We start from the raw sequence: 1,061 nt of genomic DNA, 5'->3' as shown, positions 1-1,061 counted from the left end.
CCATTTGTGGCAAACCAACGTTCGCGTGGCGGGCTGGGTTGAAAAGCTTTACATCAATGCCGTGGGTGAAAAGGTCAACAAAGGCGACGTGCTGTTCACGCTGTATTCGCCTGAGCTAGTCAAAGCACAAGAAGAGCTGCTGAACGCCTACCGAACTGGACGTAGTGGCCTGGTGAAAGGCGCGACAGAACGTTTAGTGACACTGGGTGTTGATCGTTCTCAAATCAAAGCCATTACTCAACGCAGGAAAGCATCGCAAACTATTGAAATTAAAGCTCCGGAAGATGGCGTCATCGCGAGTTTGAACGTTCGTGAAGGTGGTTACCTATCCCCTGCTCAAGCGGTGATCAGCGCGGGCCCACTTGAAAACGTATGGGTGGATGCCGAAGTGTTTGAGCGCCAAGCTCACTGGATGAAAGCAGGCAGCGACGCCACTATGACGTTGGATGCGATTCCGGGTAAAGAGTGGCAAGGCAGCGTCGATTATGTGTATCCAATTTTGGATCCTAAAACGCGCACGCTTCGTGTTCGTCTTAAATTCTCTAATCCCAATGGCGAGCTGAAACCGAACATGTTCGCCAATATTGCCTTGCAACCTGTCAGCGACAACGCGGTGTTAACCATTCCCAAGTCGTCCGTTATCCGCTCGGGGGGTATGACTCGCGTCGTGCTGTCTGAGGGAGACGGCAAATACCGCTCAACGCGCATCGAAGTAGGGCGAGAAGCTGACGACAAAATCGAGGTACTACAAGGCCTGACTCAAGACGATCGCATCGTAACCTCGGCTCACTTTATGTTGGATTCAGAATCGAGCCAAACGGCTGATCTATCACGTATTTCATCACCGACCGAAGCCACTTCGCAAACGGCTTGGACGAAGGGCGAAATCACTGATGTGATGAAAGACCATCGCATGTTGACCATCAACCACCAGCCCGTACCAGAGTGGGATTGGCCGGGGATGGTTATGAACTTTACCCTCGCTGACGGCGTCGATATGGGCTCGCTGCAAAAGGGCCAAGCTATTGAGTTCGAAATTCAAAAAGCCGCATCGGGTCAAT

The 1,061-nt window shown here is 51.8% G+C and carries 1 protein-coding gene; it reads left to right on the top strand.

Translation table 11 applies throughout. The annotated features are described in order from the left end of the window. On the top strand, positions 1-1,061 hold a 1,061-nt coding region (locus R8N28_RS26830; protein ID WP_318183870.1), incomplete at both ends, for an efflux RND transporter periplasmic adaptor subunit.

This window comes from Vibrio sp. Vb1554 (assembly GCF_033344235.1).
This window is presented reverse-complemented; position numbering and strand designations above follow the sequence as displayed.